This window comes from Pantoea sp. BR_17 (genome assembly GCF_041955125.1).
Classification (GTDB): domain Bacteria; phylum Pseudomonadota; class Gammaproteobacteria; order Enterobacterales; family Enterobacteriaceae; genus Pantoea; species Pantoea stewartii.
Map to the genome: position 1 here is coordinate 61,578 of NZ_JAVAXT010000008.1, position 24,911 is coordinate 86,488.

Consider the following 24,911-nt stretch of genomic DNA (forward strand, 5'->3'; position numbering starts at 1 on the left):
AGTTTTAAAACGTGATTATCGCAGAACTCAGCGCTGAGATCATGTCAGGTGATGCTGAACCGACGCGATCTTCTGTGAACGCGCCAGGCGACAGGAGGACAGCAGGCGGGATCAGAGGGTCAGATCCACCCACACCGCCGCATGATCAGACGCTGCATTGACCTCTTTTTTCAGTTCGGGATAGGTTTCCCATTTTACCGGGCGAACACCGGGCCACATCCCTTTGCGCCACACGCCGCCTTTTTCGACCTTTTTCCACAGGGCGGGCGACAGCAAAATATAGTCAATTTTATTACTGGCGCTGCAACCGCCCCAGGTACCGGGATAGCCACCGTTATCAAACTTTTCATGGGTAAAGATATCTTTCAGGTCGGTGTCCTTCAGCAACGGCGATAAGGCCTCGCTGTCTGGCGTGTCGTTAAAATCGCCCGTGATCGCGATCAGGGTTTGCCCGTCTTTAATGCGTTGCTGATATATCGCTTTGACCCGCTCCGCCTGCCGTTTACGGCGGGCGTCAGAGGTGGCTTTTGCACCGTACCCTTTGCTTTTAAAATGGTTAACCAGCACAAGCAGGGTTTGACCGTCGGGCAAAGGAATCGTGAATTCGGGACAGTCGCGCGAGAAAATCAGCTCGCCCTGTTTATCTTTGTCATCGACATGACTTCGGATTGTGTCGATAGCAAAGTCTGCCGCGCTCATTAGCCCGACATCAATGCCCCGCTTATCGTTGCCATCAATCACCATCACATGATTAAACGGCGTGCCGCCGCGGGCAGGCAGCATCGTGTTACTAAATTCCAGCAACGCGGGGCGGCTTTCTGCTTCCACGACCGTCAGGATATCCGCCCTGAGATCTGTCATGACCTGCGCCGTTAATCCCATAGCAATCTCGTCTATCGGCGCACGTCGCAGTTCCAGCGATCCGACCCAGTCAGCACGGCCATTAGCGATAATGCGAATGCCGCTGTTGTCTGTGGGTCGGGTCAACAGTTTACCCCGGTTGCGCCGCAGGAGAACAAAATGCCCGGTGTCTGACTTTTGCAGTCCCAGCGCCACCATCAGTTCAACCATCTGTTTTTTCATCGCGTCGGTATACTCAGCCTGCCCCAGCAGGGCATTCAGCTCGGCGAATTTTTCGAGTACCGGTTTTCCTGCACGCCATTCGTTCTGATTCATCGCTCTGGCGCGATCAAACAGGTTTTCAACGTTATACGAAGCCAGCCTCACAGGTTTTCTCCTTCAGCCAGTTAATCTTTGCCTGAAAGCGGCGATTCATGCGCCTCAGGCGAGCAACAGGATGCGTCAGATTCGTGTATACAGCGTCAGTGTCGGTGGGTTGTGTTAAGCGCAGATGTATACAGCATAGACGTCGCAGAAAAAGGTGAGGAAGCCTGACAGCAAAGGCATAAAAAAACCCGCCACGTGGGCGGGTTTTCAACAGAAGTCAGAAGTCAGTAAACTTACTGGCCTTTTACTTCTTTCAGACCGTTGAAGGGCGCTTTTGAACCCAGCGCTTCTTCGATACGGATCAGCTGGTTGTACTTCGCAACACGGTCAGAACGGCTCATTGAACCGGTTTTGATCTGGCCTGCAGCAGTACCGACCGCCAGGTCAGCGATGGTCGCATCTTCGGTTTCACCTGAACGGTGAGAGATCACAGCGGTGTAGCCTGCGTCTTTCGCCATTTTAATCGCAGCCAGGGTTTCGGTCAGTGAACCGATCTGGTTGAATTTGATCAGGATGGAGTTCGCGATACCTTTCTCGATACCTTCTTTCAGGATCTTCGTGTTGGTAACGAACAGGTCGTCACCTACCAGCTGGATTTTGTCGCCCAGCACTTTGGTCTGGTAGGCGAAGCCATCCCAGTCAGATTCGTCCAGGCCATCTTCGATAGAAACGATCGGATACTGCTTCGTCAGATCTTCCAGGAAGTGGGTGAACTCTTCAGAGGTGAAGGCCTTACCGCCTTCACCGGCCAGCACGTATTTGCCATCTTTATAGAATTCAGATGCCGCACAGTCCATTGCCAGGGTGATATCTTTACCCAGCTCATAGCCTGCTGCTTTTACCGCTTCCGCGATAACCGCCAGCGCTTCGGCGTTAGAACCCAGGTTTGGCGCATAGCCACCTTCGTCACCTACCGCTGTGCTCATACCTTTGCTTTTCAGCACTTTCGCCAGGTTGTGGAACACTTCTGAACCCATGCGGATCGCTTCTTTCACGCTTGATGCGCCGACAGGCTGAATCATGAATTCCTGAATGTCGACGTTGTTATCCGCGTGCTCACCACCGTTGATGATGTTCATCATAGGCAGTGGCATAGAATATTTGCCTGGGGTGCCGTTCAGTTCAGCGATGTGCTCATACAGCGCCTGACCTTTAGAGGCTGCCGCCGCTTTTGCCGCAGCCAGTGAAACAGCCAGAATGGCGTTAGCACCGAAGTTAGATTTGTTCTCAGTACCGTCCAGGTCGATCATGATTTTATCGATGTTCGCCTGATCTTTCGCGTCTTTGCCTTTTACCGCTTCAGCAATCGGACCGTTAACCGCAGCAACCGCTTTAGTTACGCCTTTGCCCAGGAAGCGAGATTTGTCACCGTCACGCAGTTCCAGTGCTTCACGAGAACCGGTAGAGGCACCTGATGGTGCTGCAGCCAGGCCTACGAAGCCGCCTTCCAGGTGCACTTCAGCTTCAACAGTTGGGTTGCCACGTGAGTCGATAATTTCGCGACCGATGACTTTTACGATTTTGGCCATTACGATTTTCCTCAGTACAAGTTAGTCAATCCTAAGACAAACAACGCGCGAAAAGTTCGCGCGTTGTTCGTTAAACTTATTTCGCTAAACGCTTCTGATGCTCATGTGCTGCCTTCACAAACCCGGCAAACAACGGATGACCATCGCGTGGCGTCGATGTGAACTCAGGGTGGAACTGGCAAGCAATAAACCATGGATGGTTCGGGATCTCAATGATCTCAACCAACTGATCGTCGCCAGAACGTCCTGCCACGCGTAAACCCGCTGCTTCAATTTGCTTCAGCAGCATATTATTCACTTCGTAGCGGTGACGATGGCGCTCAACAATCGTGTCAGAACCGTACAGCTGGCGAACCTTGCTTTCCGGGGTCAACTGGCACTGCTGGCTGCCAAGACGCATGGTACCGCCCAGATCGCTCTGCTCAGAACGGACTTCAACGTTACCTTCTTCGTCACGCCATTCGGTGATCAAGGCGACCACCGGATACTTACAGTCTGGCACAAATTCTGTGGAGTTTGCGCCTTCCATACCGGCAACATTGCGCGCGAACTCCATCAGGGCAACCTGCATGCCAAGACAGATGCCGAGATAAGGCACGTTGTTTTCGCGGGCATATTTCGCCGTCATCAGCTTGCCTTCGACACCGCGGTAACCAAACCCACCCGGAATCAGAATGGCATCTAAATCTTTCAGCAATTCGACACCGCGGGTTTCTACGTCCTGGGAGTCGATCAGCTTGATGTTGACGGTAACGCGATTCTTCAGCCCGCCGTGCTTCAGAGCTTCAATAACAGATTTATACGCATCCGGCAGTTCGACATATTTGCCCACCATACCAATGGTGACTTCGCCGCCCGGGTTCGCTTCTTCATAAATCACCTGCTCCCACTCGGCCAGATTGGCTTCCGGAGCATTCAGATTGAAACGCTTACAGATATAGTCATCCAGACCCTGCGATTTCAGCATGCCTGGAATTTTGTAGATGGAATCGACGTCTTTCAGCGAAATAACGGCTTTTTCTGGCACGTTACAGAACAGGGCAATTTTGCCACGCTCGTTGGCCGGCACCGCCCGATCGGAACGGCAGATCAGGACATCTGGCTGAATACCGATAGAGAGCAGTTCCTTTACAGAGTGCTGCGTCGGCTTGGTTTTGACCTCGCCCGCTGCCGCCATGTAAGGCACCAGCGTCAGGTGCATGTACATCGTGTGTTCGCGGCCCACGTCGACGGCCATCTGACGAATCGCTTCCAGGAACGGCAGGGATTCGATATCACCGACCGTACCGCCGATTTCGACCAGCACGACGTCGTGACCTTCGCCACCTTCGATGATGCGCTCTTTAATCGCATTAGTAATATGCGGAATGACCTGAATCGTGGCACCCAGATAGTCGCCACGGCGCTCTTTGCGCAGGACTTCCGAGTAGATACGGCCAGTGGTGAAGTTGTTGCGGCGCGACATTTTCGTGCGGATGAAGCGCTCATAGTGACCCAAATCCAGATCGGTTTCGGCCCCATCATCAGTGACGAATACTTCACCGTGCTGTGTCGGGCTCATGGTACCCGGATCGACGTTAATGTACGGATCCAGTTTCATGATGGTCACGTTCAGACCACGCGCTTCGAGAATGGCTGCGAGGGAGGCTGCGGCAATGCCTTTACCCAGAGAGGAAACGACCCCGCCGGTCACAAAAATATAATTCGTTGTCATGCTGAACCTGAGAGTTTAGGTTTAAAGACGGTGGAATAACCAGGACGGGAAAACAGTATACTGGAAACCGCCATCAGCCACAATTGATGAATCACATCCCTCTCCTCACGCATTGCTGCGCGTACCTTAGCGGATAGCGGTTAACAAAATGTTGACGTACATCACAAAGTTGACGCGAAGCTGAATCGAGTAAGCCCGAGCGCGCACTTTATGCGCAGCGCTGGAATAATCAGCGTTTTTCGTCGGCTTTTACCTGCTGCCAGGCCGCTTCCATTTGTTCCAGCGTGGCGCCAGGCATAGACAGTCCCTGTGCAGTAATGATTGCTTCCACCGCACGGAAACGGCGCTCAAACTTATCGTTGGCCTTCTGTAGCGCGATTTCGGCTTTGCTGCCCAAGTGACGCGAGAGGTTAACCGTCGCAAACAGTAAATCGCCGATCTCTTCTTCCAGCTTTTGCGGGTCGACGACGCTTTGCTGCGCCTCGTGCATCACCTCATCGATCTCTTCATGCACCTTGTCGACCACCGGGCCCAGCGTGGTCCAGTCGAAGCCCACATTGTGGCAACGCTTTTGAATTTTATGGGCGCGCATCAGCGCAGGCAGCGCTTTTGGAATATCGTCCAGTGCCGAATGTTGGGCTTTCTCTGCCCGTTCCGCGCTTTTTATCGCCTCCCAGTTTTTCAACACCTCAGCGCTGTTCCCGGCGGTGCCTTCCGCAAAAATATGCGGATGGCGACGTTCCAGCTTGTCACTGATGGCATGGCAGATATCATCAAAATTAAAGCGCCCCTGCTCCTGTGCCATCTGGGCATAAAACACCACCTGAAACAGCAAATCGCCCAGCTCCCCCCGCAGATCGTCGAAGTCTTCGCGCTGGATCGCATCCAGTACTTCGTAGGTTTCTTCCAGGGTATAAGGCGCGATGGTGGCAAAGGTCTGCTCGCGATCCCACGGGCAGCCCTGTTGCGGATCGCGCAGGGTTTTCATAATGCCCAGCAGGCGATCAATTGACGTCATAGGGTAATCCTTCCGGTGTTTCGTTGGCATAAACGCGGTGATAAAAGCAGCCAGGCGCACGTCGGTCAAAACGTGCGCCTGATGACAGGTTAGTGCAGGCGGCGGGCATCGATGATGTCAGGTACCTGATTGAGGCGAGACAGCACGCGCCCCAGGACCTGGTGATTGTAAATCTCGATGTCCATATCAATGGTGGCGAGCTGTTTTTTGGTATCGCTGCGGCTCGATACGCCGAGCACGTTGACCTTTTCGTTGGCGAGAATCGTGGTGATATCGCGCAACAGCCCGCTGCGATCGTTAGCCGTGACGCGCACCACCAGCGAATAGCCGCTGGAGTAGCTTTCGCCCCATACGGCATCGACGATGCGCTCTGGCGCGTTGGAGATCAGCTCCGACAGCTGATCGCAGTCGGCACGGTGAATGGAAATACCGCGTCCGTGGGTGATAAAGCCGACGATATCGTCGCCCGGGATAGGCTGACAGCAGCGTGCGATATGGTGCATGAGGTTGCCCACGCCTTCCACCACGACGCGACCACTTTCCTTGCGGGCAGACGGCGCGTGCGATTTTTGCGTCAGCTGACGCAGGGCTTCACGGTCCTGCTCTTCCGCCGTCGGCTTATTAAGTTTGGCCTGCAGGAAATTCACCATCTGGTGCAGACGAATATCCCCGCCGCCAATGGCGGCCAGTAACTCGTCCAGCGAAGTGACGTTATAGCGCGGCAGCAGCAGCTTCTCGGCTTCACGCAGGCTGATATCCATCTGGTTCAGCTCGTTGTCCAGAATCTGGCGACCGGCGAGAATGTTTTTATCGCGATCCTGCTTACGGAACCAGTTGTGAATTTTGGCGCGGCCACGGCTGGTAGTGATGAATCCTAAATTCGGGTTCAGCCAGTCACGGCTTGGATTCGGCTGTTTTTGTGTGATGACTTCAACCTGGTCGCCCATCTGCAACTGATAGGTAAAGGGCACGATGCGCCCACCGATTTTGGCACCGATGCAGCGATGGCCGATATCGCTGTGGATATGGTAAGCAAAGTCCAGCGGCGTAGAACCGGCGGGCAAATCGACCACATCGCCTTTCGGGGTAAAGACGTAGACGCGGTCATCAAACACCTGACTGCGGACCTCTTCCAGCAGCTCGCCGGAATCGGCCATCTCTTCCTGCCAGGAGATCAGCTTACGTAACCAGGCAATGCGTTCTTCATGGCCTGCCGCCCCACGGGCATGGCTGGACGACGGACCTTCTTTGTATTTCCAGTGTGCCGCGACGCCGAGTTCCGCGTCCTCATGCATCTGACGCGTACGAATCTGGATCTCAACGGTTTTACCCTGCGGTCCCAGCACCACCGTATGAATGGACTGATAACCGTTAGGCTTCGGGTTAGCGACATAGTCGTCGAATTCACTGGGCAGATGGCGGTACAGCGTATGTACCGTACCCAGCGCGCCATAGCAGTCCTGCAAACGCTCAGCCACAATTCGCACCGCGCGCACGTCGAACAGCTCATCAAAGGCGAGCGATTTTTTCTGCATCTTGCGCCAGATGCTGTAGATATGTTTGGGACGGCCGTATACTTCGGCACGAACGCCCTCTTTCGCCATCTCTTTACGCAGGTTAACGACAAAGTTATCGATATATTGCTCACGATCGATACGACGTTCGTGCAACAGTTTCGCAATGCGCTTGTATTCTTCGGGGTGCAGATAGCGGAAGCAGTAATCTTCCAGCTCCCATTTCAGCTGGCCGATGCCCAGCCGGTTGGCCAGCGGCGCGTAAATATTGGTGCTTTCTTTGGCGGCCAGAACGCGTTCGTCTTCCGGTGCATCCTTCACCTCGCGCAGGTTCATAATGCGCTCTGCCAGCTTGAGCACCACGCAGCGGAAATCTTCCACCATCGCCAGCAGCATGCGGCGCACGTTATCCACCTGCTCTGAGGCCATTGAATCGTTATGAATGGCTTTCAGCTGGCGAATCGCATCCATATCGCGCACGCCATGTACCAGCGAAACGATGCCTTTGCCGACGGTTTTTTCCAGCTCTTCTTCGCTGACCACTTCGTCATTGGCGAGCGGGAAAATCAGTGCCGCGCACAGGCTCTCAATGTCCATGCTGAGCATTGAGAGGATTTCCACCATCTCAATACCGCGCCACAGCAGCAGCGACTGGTCGGGATGGCCTTGCGTCTGCGCCTCACAATAGCGCCAGGTTTCAGCAAGACGTTCACATGATTGCGGGTTAGCCACGCCAAGACTGGCGATCCACTGGTCGAGGGCAAATTCCCCTTCCGTATTTAAATGTGCACTTCTGACCGCAACCATATCCTCTCCTGCACAGCGCCCCTGCCGGACACTTATGTTTTTTTTCTGAACAGCACCATGGATTCGAGATGACGGGTATGCGGAAACATATCCAGCATCGCGACCCTTTCCAATTGGTAGCCCGCCGACAACAGTGTTTCGCTGTCACGCGCGAGTGTTACAGGATTACACGACACATAGACCACACGCTGTGGTGATAGTTTGACGACATGGGACATGACACCCGCCGCCCCGGCCCGCGCCGGATCGAGTAACACCTTGTTAAAGCCTTGCGTCGCCCAGGGCTGACGCGAAACATCGTCTTCCAGATTGTGCTGAAAAAATCTGACGTTTTTAAGATCATTGACCTCAGCATTATACTCCGCCTGCTGGACTAATGCTGCAACGCCCTCCACACCTACGGCATTTTGTACCGTTTTTCCTACAGGGAGCGTAAAGTTTCCCATGCCGCAAAACAGGTCCAGCACACGATCGTCAGGCTGTAAATCCAGCCACGCGATTGCCCTGGCGACCATCTGCTGATTCACCGTATCGTTAACCTGAATAAAATCCTGTGGACTGAAGGTTAGCGTAAGCTGGTGTGAATGATAAAACGGGCGTTGTTCACTGATTGCGCGCAGTGCCTCGCCGCCATCATCCAAAAACAGCATGAACTGATGCTGATGCGAAAACCGTTCCAGTTTTGCCATATCGTCAGCAGTTAATGCATCCAGATGACGCAATAACATCACCGGCCCGTTATCAGCCAGCACCAGTTCGACATGGCCTAAACGGTTGACAGCATTAAGCGTAGTGAGACAATTGCGCAGCGGAATAATCAGCGCCTCAAGTTGGGGCGCCAAAACGGGGCACTGCTGGATATCGACCAGATCGTTGGTGGCTTCCTGGCGAAAGCCCATATGGAGCTGCTGTGTTTTGCTGTGCCACTGCAGGCCAAGGCGGGCACGGCGGCGATAGCCCCAGGCAGGACCGGCGATGATCTCATCCACCGTGATCGGCTGCTTTGCTGCCTGAGTAAGCATTCGTGCCAGCGCACGCGCTTTACTCTGCTGCTGTAGCGGCTCATCAACATGTTGCTGTTGGCAGCCACCACAGCGGCTAAAATGCGGACAGCGAGGTTCAACCCGTGACGGGCTGTGGTTCAACAGACGCTCTGTTTTGGCGCGAGCATACTGGCGCTTCTCCTCCAGCAGGGTGACTTCCGCCTGTTCGCCGGGCAGCGCACCCGCGACAAACAGGGTTTTTCCTTTGTGCCGGGCCACGCCCTGACCGAAAGGATCCAGGTCTTCGATAGTGACGGTCAGCCTTTTTCGGGTCGTCACGCGCTGTTTTGCGGAATAAAATTGCGCCATAGTGTAGTTCTTTCTCTTTAAATTCGATGTGCATCCATTTCAGCGACGTGCACAGGGACGTTCAGGCCGAAACAGCAGGCGACTATTATGACTAAATACAGCCTGCGGGCGCGAATGATGATTTTAATCCTGGCGCCTACGCTAATGGTAGGCTTACTGCTCAGCTCATTTTTTGTGGTGCATCGCTACAATGAATTACAGCGCCAGGTGATTGAGGCGGGGGCAAATATCATTGAACCGCTGGCGGTCTCCACAGAATACAGCATGACCTGGCACAATCGTGATGCGCTGCGTGAACTGGTGAGTTTACTCCATCGCCGCCATTCCGGCATTGTACGGGCCATTTCTGTTTTTGATGATAATAACCAGCTCTACGTCACCTCCAACACCAACCAAAACCTCAGCCTGAAGACAAAGCAGGCGATCCAGGCGCTGCCCGAGGATGTTTCCCTGGAGGGCAGCGGCAACCTGTTGATCCTGCGCAAACCCATCACCTCCGAGCGTTACGCGGTGGATGAATTGCCCGGACAGGATGCCAAGCCCGCCGGGAATCCGCTGGGCTACGTGGCGATAGAGCTGGATTTGCAGTCCGTGCGTTTACAGCAATACCGGGAAGTCTTTATTGCCACCCTGATGCTGCTGTTCTGCCTGTGTATTGCCATGTTGTTTGCCTATCGCCTGATGCGGGACGTTACTGGCCCCATTCGCAATATGGTCAGCACCGTTGACCGGATTCGTCGTGGGCAACTGGACAGCCGGGTGGAAGGCCACATGCTGGGCGAGCTGAGCATCCTGAAGAATGGGATCAATGCCATGGCGATGTCGCTTACCGCCTACCACGAAGAGATGCAGCACAACATCGATCAGGCGACCTGGGACCTGCGGGAAACGCTGGAGCAGCTCGAAATTCAGAACGTTGAGCTGGATCTGGCCAAAAAACGTGCCCAGGAAGCTGCCCGCATCAAATCCGAATTCCTGGCGAACATGTCCCATGAACTGCGCACGCCGCTGAATGGCGTGCTGGGCTTTACCCGTCAGATGCTGAAAACGCCGCTGCGCACCACCCAGCGTGACTATATGCTGACGATTGAACGTTCGGCCAATAACCTGCTGTCGATTATCAATGACGTACTGGATTTCTCGAAGCTGGAAGCCGGAAAGCTGATGCTGGAATCCATTCCTTTCCCGCTTCGCGCCACGCTGGATGAAACGCTGGTTTTGCTGGCCCCATCGGCCCACGAAAAGAAGCTGGAGTTGACGGTGGTATGCGATAACAACGTCCCCGACAATGTGATCGGTGACGCGCTTCGCCTGCAGCAAATCCTGATTAACCTGATGGGCAATGCGATTAAGTTCACCGAAAAAGGCACCATCAATTTACGGGTTGAGCAACATACCCTTACGGCAACCCAGGTTGAGCTGGAGATTCAGATGCGTGATACGGGGATCGGCATTTCCGAAGAACAGCAGGCGCAGCTGTTTCAGGCTTTTCGCCAGGCGGATGCCAGCATTTCCCGTCGCCACGGCGGATCGGGGCTGGGACTGGTGATCACCCAGAAACTGGTGCGGGAAATGAACGGGGAGATCACCTTCGTCAGCCGCCAGAATCACGGTTCCACCTTTTGGGTGCGCGTGAAACTTGATCTCAATCCGAATGCACCGAGTATGCCGCGCGTCCTTGACGCACTATCGAACACCCGCATGGCCTATGTGGAAGCGAATCCCGATGTTGCCAGCGCAGTCGTCGAGATTTTAGGCGCGACGCCGTTACAGGTAGAGCACAGCTTAACGCTGGAAGGCCTGAGTCAGCCGCGTTATCCCCTGTTGCTGATGGCGATGCCTGTCGATGCCAGCCAGTCGCAGGTGCTGGAAAGCCGGTTTATCAATTCGCTGCTGGAACGCGCCGATCAGGTCATCATGGCGCTGCCAAGCCCAATGATGTTGCTGGCCGATGAGCTAAAAGTACGTGGCATTGACGGCTGTATTGCCAAACCTGTCTCACAAACGCGTTTACTGCCCATGCTGCTGGAGCTGCATGCCCGCCACAGTAACGATACCTCTTCCTCGCCGCGTCTGCCGTTAACCGTCATGGCGGTGGATGATAATCCTGCGAATCTCAAGCTGATCGGCGCACTGCTGGAAGAACAGGTTGAGCACAGCATCCTGTGCAATAACGCCGAGCAGGCCATCCACGTCGCCCACCGGCAAGCACTGGACGTGATTTTAATGGATATCCAGATGCCCGACATCGATGGCATTCGCGCCAGTGAAATTATCCGCACGCTGCCAAACCATGCCAACACGCCGATCGTCGCTGTAACCGCGCACGCGATCGATGGTGAACGTGAGCACCTGATCCGGGCCGGCATGAACGACTATCTTGCTAAGCCTATTGATGAAAATAAGCTCAGTCAGGTGTTGACGCGTTATATGCCCAGCCCGGCCAGCGCTGTGCCTGAGGTTCCCCAGATCCTGCCCACGCTGGACTGGAAACTGGCGTTGCGTCAGGCGGCCAACAAACCTGATTTAGCGCGGGATTTATTGCGAATGCTGCTGGAATTTTTGCCGGAAGTGCACGCTAAGATCGTACAGTACATGGCTGAAAACGATGCGGTTGCCTTGCGGGAAATTATCCATAAACTTCACGGCAGCGCCAGTTACAGCGGTGTACCGCGGATGAAGCAACTCTGTCGTAAACTGGAAAAAGAACTGCATCAGGCCAGTGATATTGAGGCGCTGGAGCCGGAGTTGCTGGAGCTGCAGGATGAGATGGAAAATGTGGCCAGACAGGCGCGCCGCGTGCTCGCTATGCCGTGAAAAGCCGGTCAGCCAGCAGGCCCCTGAACGCCAGGGGCCGACAAATTAGCGTTTAAAAACCCCCGATTTTCAGGGTGGCCGCCACATTGCGTGCAGTAAGCCGCACATTGTTGCGTGCGCCATCCAGCGCTTCATCCAGCGAACAGATACGGTATAGCACGCTGAATACCGCATCAATGCCATGTTGATGAACGACGCCGACATCGTCCGTCAGGCTACCGGCAATGCCAATCACCGGAAGACCAAACCGCTTTGCAACTTTCGCGACGCCAATCGGCACTTTGCCATTGATACTCTGACTGTCTATGCGCCCTTCGCCCGTAATCACCAGTTGGGCGTCCTGCAACTGCGCCGCCAGCCCCAGCGCTTCTGTAACGATTTCGATGCCGGGGCGCAGGGCCGCCTGGCAAAATGCATACAGCGCGGCCCCCATTCCCCCTGCGGCACCGCCACCGCTGACCTGCAGGACATCCATGCCCAGATCGCGCTGAATCATCGCAGCATAGTGCGTCAGCGCCTTATCGAGCAGTGCCACCCGTTCAGGTGTTGCGCCCTTTTGCGGGCCAAAGACCGCCGACGCACCGTCATCGCCTGTCAGCGTATTGGTCACATCACAGGCCACTTCGAAACGGCACGCCCGGATACGGCTGTCCAGGCGGGAAATATCAATGCGGGCCAGATGCGGCAGCGCGCCGCCGCCAGGGCCAATCTCTTCACCTTGCTTATCCAGCAAACGTGCACCCAGCGCCTGCATCATTCCTGCGCCGCCGTCATTGGTGGCGCTGCCACCAATGCCAATAATGATGTGCTTTACCCCTTTATCCAGCGCGTTTTTGATCAGTTCACCTGTGCCAAACGAAGTGGTAATCAATGGGTCGCGCCGCGCCGCCGGGACCAGCTCCAGGCCACTGGCGGCGGCCATCTCGATATAGGCGGTCTCGTCGTTGCCCGACACCCCATAGAACGCCTCTACAGGTTCCCCCAGTGGACCGGTCACCTTTAACCTGATCTTTTTTCCCTGGGTTGCGGCGACCATCGCTTCAACCGTGCCTTCACCGCCATCAGCGACCGGTATTTTCACATAATGCGCATCGGGGAAAATCTCGCGAAATCCCGCTTCGATTGCCGACGCCACATCCAGGGCAGAGAGACTTTCTTTATATGAATCCGGTGCGATGACGATTTTCATAAGCAATCCAGGCGGTATGGTTTGACGGTAAGGGAAGGACATTCGCCCGGCATCCGCAGATACCGGGCAACCCTTAGCGCGAAATTTCGACGTTTGCTAACTTTTCATAATAGCAGGCCAGCGCGCTGTGGTCGGCGGTTCCCTGTCCGTCGTTACGCAGTGCCTGCATCATCTCCATCACCGCCGCTGTCAGTGGCAGAGGAGCACCAATGTCATGTGAGGTATCCAGTGCGTTAGCCAGATCTTTAATATGTAAATCGATACGGAAGCCGGGTTTAAAATTGCGGTCCATCACCATCGGTGCTTTCGCATCCAGCACGGTGCTTCCTGCCAGACCGCCACGTATAGCCTGATAGACCAGCTCCGGATTGACACCGGCTTTGGTCGCCAGTGACAGCGCTTCTGACATCGCGGCAATATTCAGCGCCACAATCACCTGATTGGCCAGCTTGGTCACGTTACCGGCACCGATATCGCCGGTATGCACGACCGAGCCCGCCATGGCTTTCATGATGTCGTAACACTGGTCAAACACCGCTTTATCGCCGCCCACCATCACCGACAACGTGCCTTCGATGGCTTTGGGTTCGCCGCCGCTGACCGGCGCATCCAGCATACGGATCTGTTTTGCCGCCAGCGCATCATGGATTTCCCGGCTTGCCAGTGGGGCGATTGAGCTCATATCGATGACAATCAGACCGGGTTTTGCCCCATTGATAATGCCATTATCACCCAGACAAACCTCTTTGACCTGCGGCGAGTTCGGCACCATGGTGATGACCACATCGCACTGCCCGGCAATCTCTTTCGCGTTGCTGGCCGTTGTCGCACCCAGCGCGACCAGCTCGGCCTCGTTTTCGGCATGATGATCCCGCACGACCAGTGAATAACCCGCCTTCAGCAGGTTTTTACTCATAGGTTTGCCCATAATCCCAAGGCCAATAAAGCCAATTTTCATTGCGTCTCTCCTGGATGATTACGTTTTAAATTTGTCACACAACGCCTGCGTGGCACTGCGGAAAACACCGAGATCGCTCCCCACAGCAACAAAGGTCGCGCCCCACTCGAGGTAGCGGCGGGCGTCGGCCTCGACCGGCGCCAGAATCCCGCTGGGTTTGTTGGCAGCTTTTGCCCGTTCAAAGATGTGTTTGATGACGGGCAATACCGCCGGGTGCGCAGGCTGGCCGAGATAACCCAGCGCGGCGGACAGATCGCCCGGTCCGACAAAGATCCCGTCCACGCCCTCAACGGCCGCGATAGCATCGATGTTGTCCACGGCCTGCTGCGTTTCTATCTGGACTAACACCGTAATGTTGTCGTTGATAGTGCTGTTGTACGCTGGCATGGTGCCGTACATATTGCTGCGATGTGAAACGGATACGCCGCGAATCCCCGCAGGCGGATAACGCGTCGAGGCGACCGCACGTCTGGCCTCGTCTTCGTTCTCGACGAAGGGCACCAGAATGTTGTTAAAACCAATATCCAGCAGGCGTTTAATAATCACCGGCTCGTTACAGGGTGGACGCACAACCGGCGCACTATTGCTGCCTTTCAGCGCCATCAGTTGAGGCACAAAGGTGGTGATATCGTTAGGCGCATGCTCGCCGTCCAGCACCAACCAGTCAAATCCGGCCAGCCCCAGGACTTCGGTCGAAAGGGGATTCGCCAGGGCACACCAACTGCCAATCAGGGTTTCACCTGCCAGCAGGCGATGGCGAAATTCATTGCGCCAGGCTGTATTACTCATGGTTTTACTCCTGTGAAACGGGTTTCCTGCAGGAAGCCCAAAAACGTTAACGCACCAGGCACGGACGCTTGTGATCGAACGTCCACTGCGGAATCAGAAACTGCATGGCCTGTGCATCATCACGGGCACCCAGGCCATGCTTTTGATAAAGCGCATTAGCCTGCATCACCCGCTCCCTGTCCAGCTCAATACCCAGGCCCGGCTTCTGCGGCACTGCCACCCTGCCACCTTCAATCTGGAAAGGCGCTTTTGTGAGCCGTTGATTGCCCTCCTGCCAGATCCAGTGCGTATCAATGGCGGTGATGTTGCCCGGTGCGGCGGCCGCAACGTGCGTGAACATCGCCAGGGAAATATCGAAATGGTTGTTGGAATGGGAACCCCACGTCAGGCCAAATTCATGGCACATTTGCGCCACGCGCACGGATCCCTGCATCGTCCAGAAGTGCGGATCGGCCAGCGGGATATCGACTGACTGTAAAGACAAGGTGTGTCCCATCTGACGCCAGTCTGTAGCGATCATATTGGTGGCGGTAGGCAGGCCGGTGGCGCGCCGAAATTCGGCCATAACTTCGCGTCCGGAGTAGCCCTGCTCTGCGCCACAGGGATCCTCTGCATAGGCCAGCACACCTTTAAGCTGTTTACCCAGCGCGATGGCCTCCTCAAGCGACCAGGCCCCGTTGGGATCGATCGTGATACGCGCCTGGGGGAAACGCTTCGCCAGCACAGCGATCGCTTCCGCCTCATCATGGCCGTTCAGCACACCGCCTTTCAGTTTAAAGTCGTTAAAGCCGTATTTTTCATAGGCCGCTTCGGCCAGCCTGACCACGGCCTCAGGCGTGAGCGCTTCCTCATGACGCAGGCGATACCAGTCACAGGTCTCGCTGTCCTGATTCTGATAAGGCAAGGTGGTTTTTCGGCGGTCGCCGACGTAAAACAGGTAACCCAGCATCTCGACGCTGTCGCGCTGCTGCCCGTCCCCTAACAGTGAGGCGACATTCACGCCCAGATGCTGTCCCAGCAGATCCAGCAGCGCGGCTTCGATGCCGGTGACGACGTGAATGGTGGTGCGCAGGTCAAACGTCTGATTACCGCGCCCACCGGCATCCCGATCGGCATAAGACGTGCGCACCAGATTCAGGATATTTTTATATTCACCCACCGTTTTACCCACCACCTGCGCGGCAGCCTCTTCCAGCGTCTGGCGTATCTTTTCGCCGCCGGGGATTTCTCCCAGGCCCGTATTGCCGGCATTATCTTCAAGGATGACGATATTACGGGTAAAGAAAGGTGAATGGGCGCCGCTCAGGTTCAGTAACATACTGTCATAGCCGGCGACCGGAATGACCTGCATGGCGGTGATCTTCGGTGTCGTGTTCATCTGTTATCCCTTAAGCAGAGGCCCGGCCAAAAGCCGGGCGTTTACGGTCAAATGTCCAGCCGGGAACCAGGTACTGCATGGCCGTCGCGTCATTACGTCCGCCCGCTGGCAGTGATTTGTAGCGTTCGTTTGCCCGTCGCAGTTGCGCCCAGTCCAGTTCAATGCCCAGGCCCGGTGCAGTGGGCACTGCAATTTTTCCCTGCTGAATCGGCAGTGGGTTTTTCGTCAGGCGCTGGTCGCCCTCCTGCCAGATCCAGTGCGTGTCTATCGCGGTGGGGTTACCGGGTGCCGCAGCGCCGACATGGGTAAACATGGCCAGGGAAATATCAAAGTGGTTATTGGAGTGACAGCCCCAGGTGAGTCCCCATTCATCGCACAGCTGAGCGACCTGCACGGCACCGCTCAGCGTCCAGAAATGGGGATCGGCCAGCGGGATATCGATCGCGTTGAGCATCAGTGCATGCTGCATCTCGCGCCAGTTGGTGGCGATCATGTTGGTGGCGACCGGCAGGCCCGTCGCGCGCCGAAACTCTGCCATCACCTCACGCCCGGAATAACCCTGCTCCGCCCCACAGGGATCTTCTGCATAGGTCAGCACATCCTGCATGCCTTTACACAGCCGGATCGCCTCGTCCAGCCGCCATGCGCCGTTAGGATCAACGGTGATACGCGCAGCGGGAAAGCGTTTTTTCAACGCCTGCGCGGTCGCGATTTCCTGTTCGCCCGGCAGCACGCCGCCCTTGAGTTTAAAATCGTGAAATCCGTATTTATCCTGAGCCGCTTCCGCCAGCCTGACGATGGCCTCACTGCTCAGGGCTTCCTGATGACGCAGCCGATACCAGTCATGCTGCGCTTTCTCACCAGTGAGGTAAGGCAGATCGGTTTTGCGCCGGTCGCCGATATAGAACAGGTAACCCAACACCGTGACCGCATCGCGTTGTTTACCCGGCCCCAGCAGCTCGGCGACCGGCACGCCCAGACATTGCCCCAGCAGATCCAGCAGCGCGGCCTCCAGCGCCGCAACCGCATTTACGCGCAGTTCAAACGTCCAGGCGCCCTTGCCAAAGGTCTCGAAATCCGCAGACTGATTGCCCCGATGCACCTGCTGTACCAGCCGGTTCAGGCAGGCGACCTGCTGACCTGTCACCTGCGGTACGGCATCCAGCAAGGTCTGATAAATGGTCTCGCCTCCCGGTGCCTCACCCAGCCCGGTATGACCCGCACTGTCCGTCAGTATCACAATGTTGCGGGTAAAACTGGCATTGTGTGCCCCCCCAATGTTGAGCAGCATACTGTCGTAACCGGCCACCGGCACAACCTGCATAGCGGTGATAACGGGCGTGGATTGCGTATTCATACAGGCTCCTTAGCGGGTTTTCAGCTCAATGCGCTTGATGTTATCCACCAGCACCAGATAACTGAGTACCGCGACAAAGGCGTGGATACCCACGTATACCAGCGCACCGTTATACGATCCGGTCGAGGCAATGATGTAGCCAATCGCGACAGGCGTGATAATGCCGGACGCATTACCAAACATATTGAACAGGCCGCCGCTCAGACCGCTGATCTCCTTCGGCGCGGTATCGGCCATCACCGCCCAGCCCAACGCACCAATGCCTTTGCCAAAAAAGGCCGTCGCCATAAACAGCACCACAACCCAGTCGGTTTCAACGTAGTTACATATCACCATAGAGGTCGAGAGCAGCATCCCGAGCACAATGGGCGTTTTGCGGGCGATGTTCAGGGAACCGGTTTTGCGCATCAGCCAGTCAGAGATCACGCCACCCAGCACGCCGCCAATAAAGCCGCACAGTGCCGGTACGGAGGCAACAAAACCGGCTTTAAGAATCGACATTCCGCGCGCCTGAACCAGATAAACCGGAAACCAGGTGATAAAGAAATAGGTCAGTGCGTTGATGCAGTACTGGCCAATATAGATACCGATCATCATGCGTGACTGCAGCAGCTGTTTGATCTGGAACCGCTTGTCACGGAAGCTGACGTTTTGCTTTTCGCTTTTCTGATCCATGTTGATCAGCGCACCGCCCTGCTCCATGTATTCCCGTTCCGCCTGATTAACGCCAGGATGATCGCTGGGATCGTGAATCACTTTGAGCCAGATAAGGCTCAGGATGATGCCCAGTCCCCCCATGAACCAGAAGACATGAGCCCAACCGACTGCGGAGGTCAGCCAGCCCATGATGGGTGCGAAAATCACGGTCGCAAAATACTGGGCAGAATTGAAAATGGCCACGGCGGTGCCGCGCTCCTGAGCCGGAAACCAGGCGGCCACAATCCGGCTGTTACCCGGAAATGAAGGTGCTTCTGCCAGCCCCACCATAAAGCGCAACATAAACAGCGCCATCACGATGGTGTAACCGCTGAACAGGTCCACGAAGCCTTGCAGCAAGGTAAATAACGACCAGAGGAAGATGCTCCAGAAATAGACGCGTTTGGACCCAAAGCGATCCAACAGCCAGCCGCCGGGGATTTGTCCAATAACATAGGCCCACGAAAACGCCGAGAAGATGTAACCCATGCCCACGGGATCGAGGCCAATATCCTTTGCCATCGCGGAGCCAGCGATGGATAACGTCGCCCGGTCGCCGTAGTTGAATGAGGTCACAATAAACAACATGACCACAATCCAGTAGCGTGCATTTGTCCGTTTCTGGACCGCCTCTGACGTCTGGTGAAAACTACTCATGATGCACTCCTGAAAAATAGCGAAAGTGACATTCGCTCTGACTGCATACACATCGCGTTGGGTATCAGAGAGATGTAGGTTAAACACGGCGATTTTTTTATTGGCAAATTACTCACGCGGCGTGACATATAACCTGACCGGGGAAACGGAAATCAGTATAAGAAGTGGGTTTCACGGTGACATTGGAATATCTCCCTGGAATAAGGAGAAGGAATCGTGCTTTTTTGGGCTATTGCATAAAACACTGCGGCGCATTTCACGTATTTTGGTATTTCTCACCCAAAGCCAGCTCCTACGCCCGACGATCGCCGGCTTTGTGAGAATCTTCACTTGATTTGGTAAAAAGACATGAAAATGGCCGTCTCTGAAGGCTGAATGTAGGTCAATTGCACAATGTGCAGGTGAGAACCCCTCTTTATACTGACGGTGGCAAATACTGAACCTGTGACACCTGACTTCTTATAATGAATGCGCCACAGAAATAAGGCGCGACGCACTGGAAGGTGAGCGATGATCCCCCTGTCAAACGAACAACCGCTCTATATTAAAGTTCATGAAAACGATAACGTGGCCATTGTGGTTAACAGCCAGGGACTGCCTGCCGGTACCACGTTTCGTGATGGCTTAACTCTGACCGAGCATATTCCCCAGGGACACAAGGTGGCGCTGCAGGCTATTCCTGATGGGCAGCCCATACTGCGCTATGGCGAGGTGATTGGGCTGGCCATGCGTGATATCGCCCAGGGGAGCTGGCTCGACGAATCGCTAATTGCTCTGCCGGACGCCCCGGACTTAGCGCATTTACCTTTAGCGAATAATGTGCCGCCGGCGTTACCGCCGCTGGACGGTTATACCTTTGAGGGCTATCGCAATGCCGACGGCAGCGTGGGCACCCGTAACCTGCTGGGGATCACCACCAGCGTGCACTGCGTCGCGGGCGTGGTGGATTATGTGGTGCAAATCATTGAGCGTGATTTACTGCCCCGCTATCCCAACGTTGATGGCGTGGTGGCGCTGAATCATCTTTATGGCTGTGGCGTGGCGATCAATGCCCCCGCGGCGGTGATCCCGATCCGAACCGTTCATAATCTGGCCCTGAATGCCAATTTCGGCGGCGAAATCATGGTGGTCAGTCTGGGATGCGAAAAGTTACAACCCGAACGCCTGCTGACCGGCACGCCTGACGTACAGCCCATCTCGCTGGACGATGCGGATATTGTGCGTTTGCAGGACGAGAGCCGGGTGGGCTTCGGTGCCATGGTGGATGACATTTTGCAGGTCGCAGAGCGCCACCTGAGCCGCCTTAATCAACGCCAGCGCGAAACCTGCCCGGCCTCTGAACTGGTGGTTGGCATGCAGTGTGGCGGCAGCGACGCGTTTTCGGGCGTGACCGCGAATCCCGCCGTCGGCTTCGCCGCTGATCTGCTGGTACGCTGCGGAGCCACCGTAATGTTTTCTGAAGTCACGGAGGTACGGGATGCCATTCATTTGCTGACGCCACGCGTGGTTGACCAGACCGTGGGCCAGCGACTGATTGAGGAAATGGCCTGGTATGATCGCTATCTCGATCAAGGCAAAACGGACCGCAGCGCCAATCCCTCGCCCGGCAACAAGAAAGGCGGACTGGCCAACGTGGTGGAAAAAGCATTAGGCTCGATTGCCAAATCAGGCCGAAGCCCGATTATGGAAGTGCTGTCACCGGGACAACGGCCAACACGACGAGGGCTGATTTTTGCCGCCACGCCCGCCAGCGATTTTGTCTGCGGCACGCAGCAGCTGGCCTCAGGCATCACCTTACAGGTTTTTACAACAGGCAGGGGAACGCCTTACGGCCTAGCGGCGATTCCGGTGATTAAGATGGCGACCCGTACCGCATTGGCTGAACGCTGGCATGATTTAATGGATATTAACGCCGGTACGATTGCCACGGGCGAAGAAACCATCGAGCAGGTTGGCTGGCGGTTGTTTACATTAATTCTGGACATTGCCAGCGGCCGGAAACAAACCTGGTCAGACCGCTGGGGCATCCGCAATCAGCTGGCGGTCTTTAATCCCGCACCGATCACCTGATGCCGTTTTTATGCAGACAGGCCGTGCTGACACCCGCGTGGCGCGCATGTCAGCCACGCGGGTGCCGTCTTCCCCCACCCTGTACAGTCAGAGCTGTTTGCCCCACTGCTCAACCCAGGGAGACGTTACCGACTCTGGCTCCGGATTTTCGGTGGCGTCGATGAGCAACACGTCACCGATCCGCTTCGCCTGGTGCGCCTGCAGCAATGCATCAAAACGCTTGCCTGCGCCGCAGAAATTTTCATAACTGCTGTCGCCCAACGCTATCACGCCATAACGCAGCGTGGGCTGATGGCCCAGCTTATCCTGCATAGCATGAAACAGGCCGGAAATCGTATCCGGAAAATCGCCCTGACCGGTGGTCGAGGTGATGATCAGAGCGACATCACTGGCATAGTGTTGCCAGTCGGCCAGTGTCGGATCTTCGAAAATCGTTACCTCATGGCCCTGCTGCTGCAACAACGGCTCAGCTTCTTCTGCAACCAGTAAGGCGTTCCCATAGACGGTGCCTACAAAAATCCCAATCTTTGCCATTTCTTTTCCCCTTTATTCCGGAACGCTATCCTGACCTGAGCCTGCGAGAAACTCAACCCGTGGCACATCAGGAATACAGGCCTGCCAGCCAAACTGCTCCATCACCCGTTGCCAGACAGGATCGAGCCCGGCACGAATAAGCAGCGGTTCGCCCGTCACAGGATGGTTAAGGGATAAGCTGCTGGCATGCAGCATCAAACGGCTGGCCCCAAAGTACGCAGCCGCACCACGATTCTGGCGTAAATCCCCGTGGGCCGAATCGCCGATGATGGGATGACGCAAATGGGACATGTGCCTACGGAGTTGATGTTTCCGCCCGGTTTGCGGTTTAAGCTCAACCAGGCTGTAACGTGCCGTGGGATAGCGACTGATGGCGACCGGCATTTCTACCGTTGCCAGTGCGGCGTAATCGGTCACCGCCGGCTGCGGCGCACGGGGTTCGCTGACAAATTTGTCCGCGATCTTGTCCAGCTCTTCCACCAACGGATAATCCAGCCTGTCACTGCCTTCAAGCCAGCCGCGCACAATGGCATGGTAGGTCTTTTCCATGTGGTGATGCTCAAACTGCTGGGACAGCAGGCGGCCTACCTCACTGGACAGCCCCATCAGCAGCACGCCTGATGTGGGGCGATCCAGCCGATGCGCCGTGAAAACATGCTGGCCTATCTGGTCGCGTACCGTCTGCATCACAAACCGGGTTTCATGGCGATCAAGCCAACTGCGGTGCACCAGCCAGCCTGCGGGCTTATTCACCGCGACCAGCCACGCATCCTGATAAATGATTTCCAGCATCAGACCGGGTCATCCTGCAGCAATGCATCCAGTTGCTGTAAGGTCAGCAACAACAGTGTGCGCCCCGGCTGAACCGGCGTTAACGCCATTTCAAAATAGGGGGCAACCGCAAAATTTTTTGGCAATGCCTGGCCCGCACGAATCAGCATCTGCACCCGTGGAATCAGGACCCACTGCAACCATTCCAGCGGCTGCATCGTGTCGAGGAAAAAAGGTTGCTGGCTTGCGAAAGCCTGTTCGTCTGGCGCGTCCACCTGCCACAGATCGTGCTCACGCATGACGGCTTCGAGCTGTTCAAGCCGTTGCATAATAAACTGTTCTGACGTCATGCCTCACCTCTGACGAATAAAAAGGGGCGGCAAGGATAACCCGCAGGCACAAAAAAAGGGAGCACTGTATTAAACAGTGCTCCCGGTTCGTTTGCAGCTCTCCTGCTACGTTAATGCTCCCTGCTCATCCTTGACAACTTTTCCCGTGCGTAGTCCTTCCGCGAATCATCCTGATCACTCCTTAGCCTCCTGGCCCACCGCCTCGTCCGAGGGGCTCTCATTCTCCATCCTGGAGGTGTCCCTTAACTCATTCCTGAGTGTCCTGCTTCGTCCTGAAGCCTTCCTTGTGACGTAACAGCATTACGTTCCTGCCTCCTGGCCACCGTCTTCCTGACGGTTCCTGCTGTCCATGACGTCCTGTCAGCGAGACCTATTCTCTTAAGAAAAGCCTCAGGACACAAGGTGTTAAAACACGATATAACGCGATCCTGTTCAAGAGATTGAACAGCGGTGCTAATAAGTTAATGATTTACAATATTTTTACATCTCGGCCGCCACTTCACCGTTTCGCTAATATGGCGATCTCTCACACGGCATGTAAGAGATCTCTCACACGCGAAGCGGCACATCTCTGCAATTAATCACTAAGCGGTTGTAAATTATTAAGAAAAGTACAGATATCCGATGCCAGCGTAATACGTTTCTTCTGGCCGGGCGTTTCAAGGATGATGTCACCGCTCAGATTGCACAGGGAAATAATGTTCTCTTCTGACGCAGTGGTGGCAATAAACAGTGTTGGATTCTGCTTCAGGCGCCGCTGCATGACGAGGTGCCCGATCAGGTTTTCCTGCAGCCGGACAAAGTCGGTTTCACTCCAGACCTGGAGCAGCGTTAGCCTGTGGTCCTGCCACATGGCCTGCATGTCCCCCGCGAACTGGTGCGTATAAAAGGCCGTAATCTGCGGTTGCAGCGCAATCTCCAGCGCCCGCTCAACCGCCTCCAGCGAGGGCGGTAGTGTAAAGGGTTGCGGTTGCCAGAGCGCACACTCATCACGGTTTTCCAGCAAACAGGGGGAAGGAATACCATAAAGATCGCGACTGGCTGGCGCATGGCCCCGGCTCTGCTGCCAGTGCTGGCAGTAGCGCGTGGTAAAATCCGTTAACGCTTCAGCGGTTTGCTGCATCATTCAAATTCTCACTTCTGATAGGTTACACTTACTCACTTTGATGACTCTAGTGGTAACCGTTATGTCTTCTTACCAGCCGGACCCGGCACTGAGCAACCTGACGCTGGGCAAGCCTACAGCGTATCACGATCGCTATGACAACAGCTTATTACAGGCCGTGCCGCGCAGCATGAATCGCGAGCCTTTGGGCCTTTATCCCGATAATTTGCCGTTCTCGGGCAGTGATATCTGGACGCTCTATGAACTCTCATGGCTCAACAGCAAAGGCGTGCCCCAGGTGGCCGTGGGCGAAGTCGAGCTTGATGCCCGGAGCCGTAATCTTATCGAATCAAAGAGTTTTAAGCTCTACCTTAACAGCTTTAACCAGACGCGATTTACAGACTGGGCCGAGGTACGCCAGACGCTGGAGCAGGACCTGCGCGCCTGTGCCGAGGGCGATGTCCGTGTGGCGCTGTTTCGCTTACAGGAGATCGAAGGTCAGCCTGTCGGTCACTTTGCGGGCACCTGCATTGATGAGCAGGACATCGAGATTGAAGATTACGGCTTCAATGCCGATTATCTGATCGACGCCGCCGGTCAGGAACAGGTGCAAGAAACGCTGGTCAGCCATCTGCTTAAATCCAACTGTTTGATCACCAATCAGCCTGACTGGGGATCGGTAATGATTCGCTATCAGGGCCCGCGCATCGATCGTGAAGCTCTGCTGCGCTATATCGTTTCATTTCGTCAGCATAATGAGTTTCATGAACAGTGCGTGGAGCGTATTTTCAACGACCTGATGCGCTTTTGTCAGCCATCACAGCTGACCGTCTACGCACGTTACACGCGACGGGGTGGACTGGATATCAATCCGTGGCGCAGTAATGTGCCCTTTACGCCGGGCCATTCTCGTCTGGTTCGTCAATAGTTTGCGAATCCTTTCTCAGACTGTTAAACGCGCATACGGTTCCACTTGAGCAAACCTTGCCGACAAGGCTACTCTGGACAGGGCGGTAACCTGCGGGTTGCCAACCAGGGATTTTGGTCACTGCATTTGCAGTGTCAGTTATCACCCCAGC

19 protein-coding genes are annotated in these 24,911 nt (G+C 55.4%); 3 read left to right on the plus strand and 16 right to left on the minus strand.

What is annotated here, in order from left to right; translation table 11 throughout:
- Window positions 1–111 precede the first annotated feature (111 nt).
- The 6 genes from RAC60_RS13675 to rlmD form a co-directional block, all read right to left on the minus strand.
- The gene (locus RAC60_RS13675) at window positions 112–1,227 is read right to left on the minus strand and encodes an endonuclease/exonuclease/phosphatase family protein (protein ID WP_375093913.1); all 1,116 of its coding nucleotides are present in this window, start codon (window positions 1,225–1,227) and stop codon (window positions 112–114) included.
- A 233-nt stretch (window positions 1,228–1,460) separates the two neighbouring features.
- Window positions 1,461–2,756 carry a phosphopyruvate hydratase gene (gene eno / locus RAC60_RS13680; protein ID WP_006120761.1) on the minus strand — a complete coding sequence of 432 codons (1,296 nt, stop codon included), beginning with the start codon at window positions 2,754–2,756 and terminating at the stop codon, window positions 1,461–1,463.
- A gap of 76 nt (window positions 2,757–2,832) precedes the next feature.
- Window positions 2,833–4,470, minus strand: coding sequence for a glutamine hydrolyzing CTP synthase (gene pyrG / locus RAC60_RS13685; protein ID WP_006120762.1), 1,638 nt, complete (start codon window positions 4,468–4,470; stop codon window positions 2,833–2,835).
- A 229-nt stretch (window positions 4,471–4,699) separates the two neighbouring features.
- On the minus strand, window positions 4,700–5,488 hold the full coding sequence (gene mazG, locus RAC60_RS13690; RefSeq protein WP_033739678.1) for a nucleoside triphosphate pyrophosphohydrolase: 789 nt from the start codon (window positions 5,486–5,488) through the stop codon (window positions 4,700–4,702).
- Window positions 5,489–5,577: 89 nt separating this feature from the next.
- The gene (gene relA, locus RAC60_RS13695) at window positions 5,578–7,809 is read right to left on the minus strand and encodes a GTP diphosphokinase (protein ID WP_006120764.1); all 2,232 of its coding nucleotides are present in this window, start codon (window positions 7,807–7,809) and stop codon (window positions 5,578–5,580) included.
- 32 nt (window positions 7,810–7,841) lie between these two features.
- On the minus strand, window positions 7,842–9,161 hold the full coding sequence (gene rlmD / locus RAC60_RS13700; protein WP_375093914.1) for a 23S rRNA (uracil(1939)-C(5))-methyltransferase RlmD: 1,320 nt from the start codon (window positions 9,159–9,161) through the stop codon (window positions 7,842–7,844).
- An 87-nt stretch (window positions 9,162–9,248) separates the two neighbouring features.
- Between rlmD and barA the strand changes: the two genes are divergently transcribed.
- The gene (barA, locus tag RAC60_RS13705; RefSeq protein ID WP_375093915.1) at window positions 9,249–11,978 is read left to right on the plus strand and encodes a two-component sensor histidine kinase BarA; all 2,730 of its coding nucleotides are present in this window, start codon (window positions 9,249–9,251) and stop codon (window positions 11,976–11,978) included.
- Between the two features lie 52 nt (window positions 11,979–12,030).
- Here the strand turns inward: barA and RAC60_RS13710 are convergent, their stop codons facing one another.
- The 6 genes from RAC60_RS13710 to RAC60_RS13735 form a co-directional block, all read right to left on the minus strand.
- Complete coding sequence (locus tag RAC60_RS13710; protein ID WP_262959414.1) at window positions 12,031–13,167, minus strand: glycerate kinase; 1,137 nt, start codon at window positions 13,165–13,167, stop codon at window positions 12,031–12,033.
- 73 nt (window positions 13,168–13,240) lie between these two features.
- Window positions 13,241–14,125 carry a 2-hydroxy-3-oxopropionate reductase gene (garR, locus tag RAC60_RS13715; RefSeq protein ID WP_133745657.1) on the minus strand — a complete coding sequence of 295 codons (885 nt, stop codon included), beginning with the start codon at window positions 14,123–14,125 and terminating at the stop codon, window positions 13,241–13,243.
- A gap of 18 nt (window positions 14,126–14,143) precedes the next feature.
- Complete coding sequence (garL, locus tag RAC60_RS13720) at window positions 14,144–14,914, minus strand: 2-dehydro-3-deoxyglucarate aldolase (RefSeq protein WP_033739566.1); 771 nt, start codon at window positions 14,912–14,914, stop codon at window positions 14,144–14,146.
- 46 nt (window positions 14,915–14,960) lie between these two features.
- Window positions 14,961–16,292 carry a glucarate dehydratase gene (gene gudD, locus RAC60_RS13725; protein WP_375093916.1) on the minus strand — a complete coding sequence of 444 codons (1,332 nt, stop codon included), beginning with the start codon at window positions 16,290–16,292 and terminating at the stop codon, window positions 14,961–14,963.
- 10 nt (window positions 16,293–16,302) lie between these two features.
- Window positions 16,303–17,649 (minus strand): enolase C-terminal domain-like protein, encoded by a 1,347-nt coding sequence (locus RAC60_RS13730; RefSeq protein ID WP_375093917.1) that lies wholly within the window; start codon window positions 17,647–17,649, stop codon window positions 16,303–16,305.
- 9 nt (window positions 17,650–17,658) lie between these two features.
- Window positions 17,659–19,002, minus strand: a complete 1,344-nt coding sequence (locus RAC60_RS13735) for an MFS transporter (RefSeq protein WP_054633225.1) — start codon at window positions 19,000–19,002, stop codon at window positions 17,659–17,661.
- Window positions 19,003–19,512: 510 nt separating this feature from the next.
- On the opposite strand from RAC60_RS13735, the gene garD reads away from it, so the two are divergent.
- Window positions 19,513–21,072 (plus strand): galactarate dehydratase, encoded by a 1,560-nt coding sequence (gene garD, locus RAC60_RS13740; RefSeq protein ID WP_375093918.1) that lies wholly within the window; start codon window positions 19,513–19,515, stop codon window positions 21,070–21,072.
- 87 nt (window positions 21,073–21,159) lie between these two features.
- Here garD and RAC60_RS13745 read toward each other — a convergent pair whose 3' ends face one another.
- The 4 genes from RAC60_RS13745 to syd form a co-directional block, all read right to left on the minus strand.
- Entirely contained in the window at window positions 21,160–21,606 is a 447-nt protein-coding gene (locus RAC60_RS13745; protein WP_033739574.1) for a flavodoxin, read from the minus strand.
- 12 nt (window positions 21,607–21,618) lie between these two features.
- Window positions 21,619–22,398, minus strand: coding sequence for a tRNA pseudouridine(65) synthase TruC (gene truC / locus RAC60_RS13750; RefSeq protein ID WP_375093919.1), 780 nt, complete (start codon window positions 22,396–22,398; stop codon window positions 21,619–21,621).
- Window positions 22,398–22,727 (minus strand): YqcC family protein, encoded by a 330-nt coding sequence (locus tag RAC60_RS13755; RefSeq protein ID WP_006120775.1) that lies wholly within the window; start codon window positions 22,725–22,727, stop codon window positions 22,398–22,400. The genes truC and RAC60_RS13755 overlap by 1 nt, the downstream gene beginning before the upstream one ends.
- Before the next feature lie 577 nt (window positions 22,728–23,304).
- Window positions 23,305–23,853, minus strand: a complete 549-nt coding sequence (gene syd, locus RAC60_RS13760; protein WP_006120776.1) for a SecY-interacting protein — start codon at window positions 23,851–23,853, stop codon at window positions 23,305–23,307.
- Window positions 23,854–23,914: 61 nt separating this feature from the next.
- Here syd and queF point away from each other — a divergent pair, with 61 nt between their 5' ends.
- Entirely contained in the window at window positions 23,915–24,760 is an 846-nt protein-coding gene (queF, locus tag RAC60_RS13765) for an NADPH-dependent 7-cyano-7-deazaguanine reductase QueF (protein ID WP_033739575.1), read from the plus strand.
- The last annotated feature ends 151 nt before the right edge of the window (window positions 24,761–24,911 follow it).

Bases quoted from the DNA above. Each gene is read 5' to 3' on its own strand.
- RAC60_RS13730 (WP_375093917.1), bottom strand. From the start codon at position 17,649: ATGAATACGCAATCCACGCCCGTTATCACCGCTATGCAGGTTGTGCCG.
- mazG (WP_033739678.1), bottom strand. From the start codon at position 5,488: ATGACGTCAATTGATCGCCTGCTGGGCATTATGAAAACCCTGCGCGAT.
- gudD (WP_375093916.1), bottom strand. From the start codon at position 16,292: ATGAACACGACACCGAAGATCACCGCCATGCAGGTCATTCCGGTCGCC.
- RAC60_RS13710 (WP_262959414.1), bottom strand. From the start codon at position 13,167: ATGAAAATCGTCATCGCACCGGATTCATATAAAGAAAGTCTCTCTGCC.
- syd (WP_006120776.1), bottom strand. From the start codon at position 23,853: ATGATGCAGCAAACCGCTGAAGCGTTAACGGATTTTACCACGCGCTAC.
- queF (WP_033739575.1), top strand. From the start codon at position 23,915: ATGTCTTCTTACCAGCCGGACCCGGCACTGAGCAACCTGACGCTGGGC.
- barA (WP_375093915.1), top strand. From the start codon at position 9,249: ATGACTAAATACAGCCTGCGGGCGCGAATGATGATTTTAATCCTGGCG.
- RAC60_RS13745 (WP_033739574.1), bottom strand. From the start codon at position 21,606: ATGGCAAAGATTGGGATTTTTGTAGGCACCGTCTATGGGAACGCCTTA.
- rlmD (WP_375093914.1), bottom strand. From the start codon at position 9,161: ATGGCGCAATTTTATTCCGCAAAACAGCGCGTGACGACCCGAAAAAGG.
- eno (WP_006120761.1), bottom strand. From the start codon at position 2,756: ATGGCCAAAATCGTAAAAGTCATCGGTCGCGAAATTATCGACTCACGT.
- garD (WP_375093918.1), top strand. From the start codon at position 19,513: ATGATCCCCCTGTCAAACGAACAACCGCTCTATATTAAAGTTCATGAA.
- relA (WP_006120764.1), bottom strand. From the start codon at position 7,809: ATGGTTGCGGTCAGAAGTGCACATTTAAATACGGAAGGGGAATTTGCC.
- truC (WP_375093919.1), bottom strand. From the start codon at position 22,398: ATGCTGGAAATCATTTATCAGGATGCGTGGCTGGTCGCGGTGAATAAG.
- garR (WP_133745657.1), bottom strand. From the start codon at position 14,125: ATGAAAATTGGCTTTATTGGCCTTGGGATTATGGGCAAACCTATGAGT.
- pyrG (WP_006120762.1), bottom strand. From the start codon at position 4,470: ATGACAACGAATTATATTTTTGTGACCGGCGGGGTCGTTTCCTCTCTG.
- RAC60_RS13755 (WP_006120775.1), bottom strand. From the start codon at position 22,727: ATGACGTCAGAACAGTTTATTATGCAACGGCTTGAACAGCTCGAAGCC.
- garL (WP_033739566.1), bottom strand. From the start codon at position 14,914: ATGAGTAATACAGCCTGGCGCAATGAATTTCGCCATCGCCTGCTGGCA.
- RAC60_RS13735 (WP_054633225.1), bottom strand. From the start codon at position 19,002: ATGAGTAGTTTTCACCAGACGTCAGAGGCGGTCCAGAAACGGACAAAT.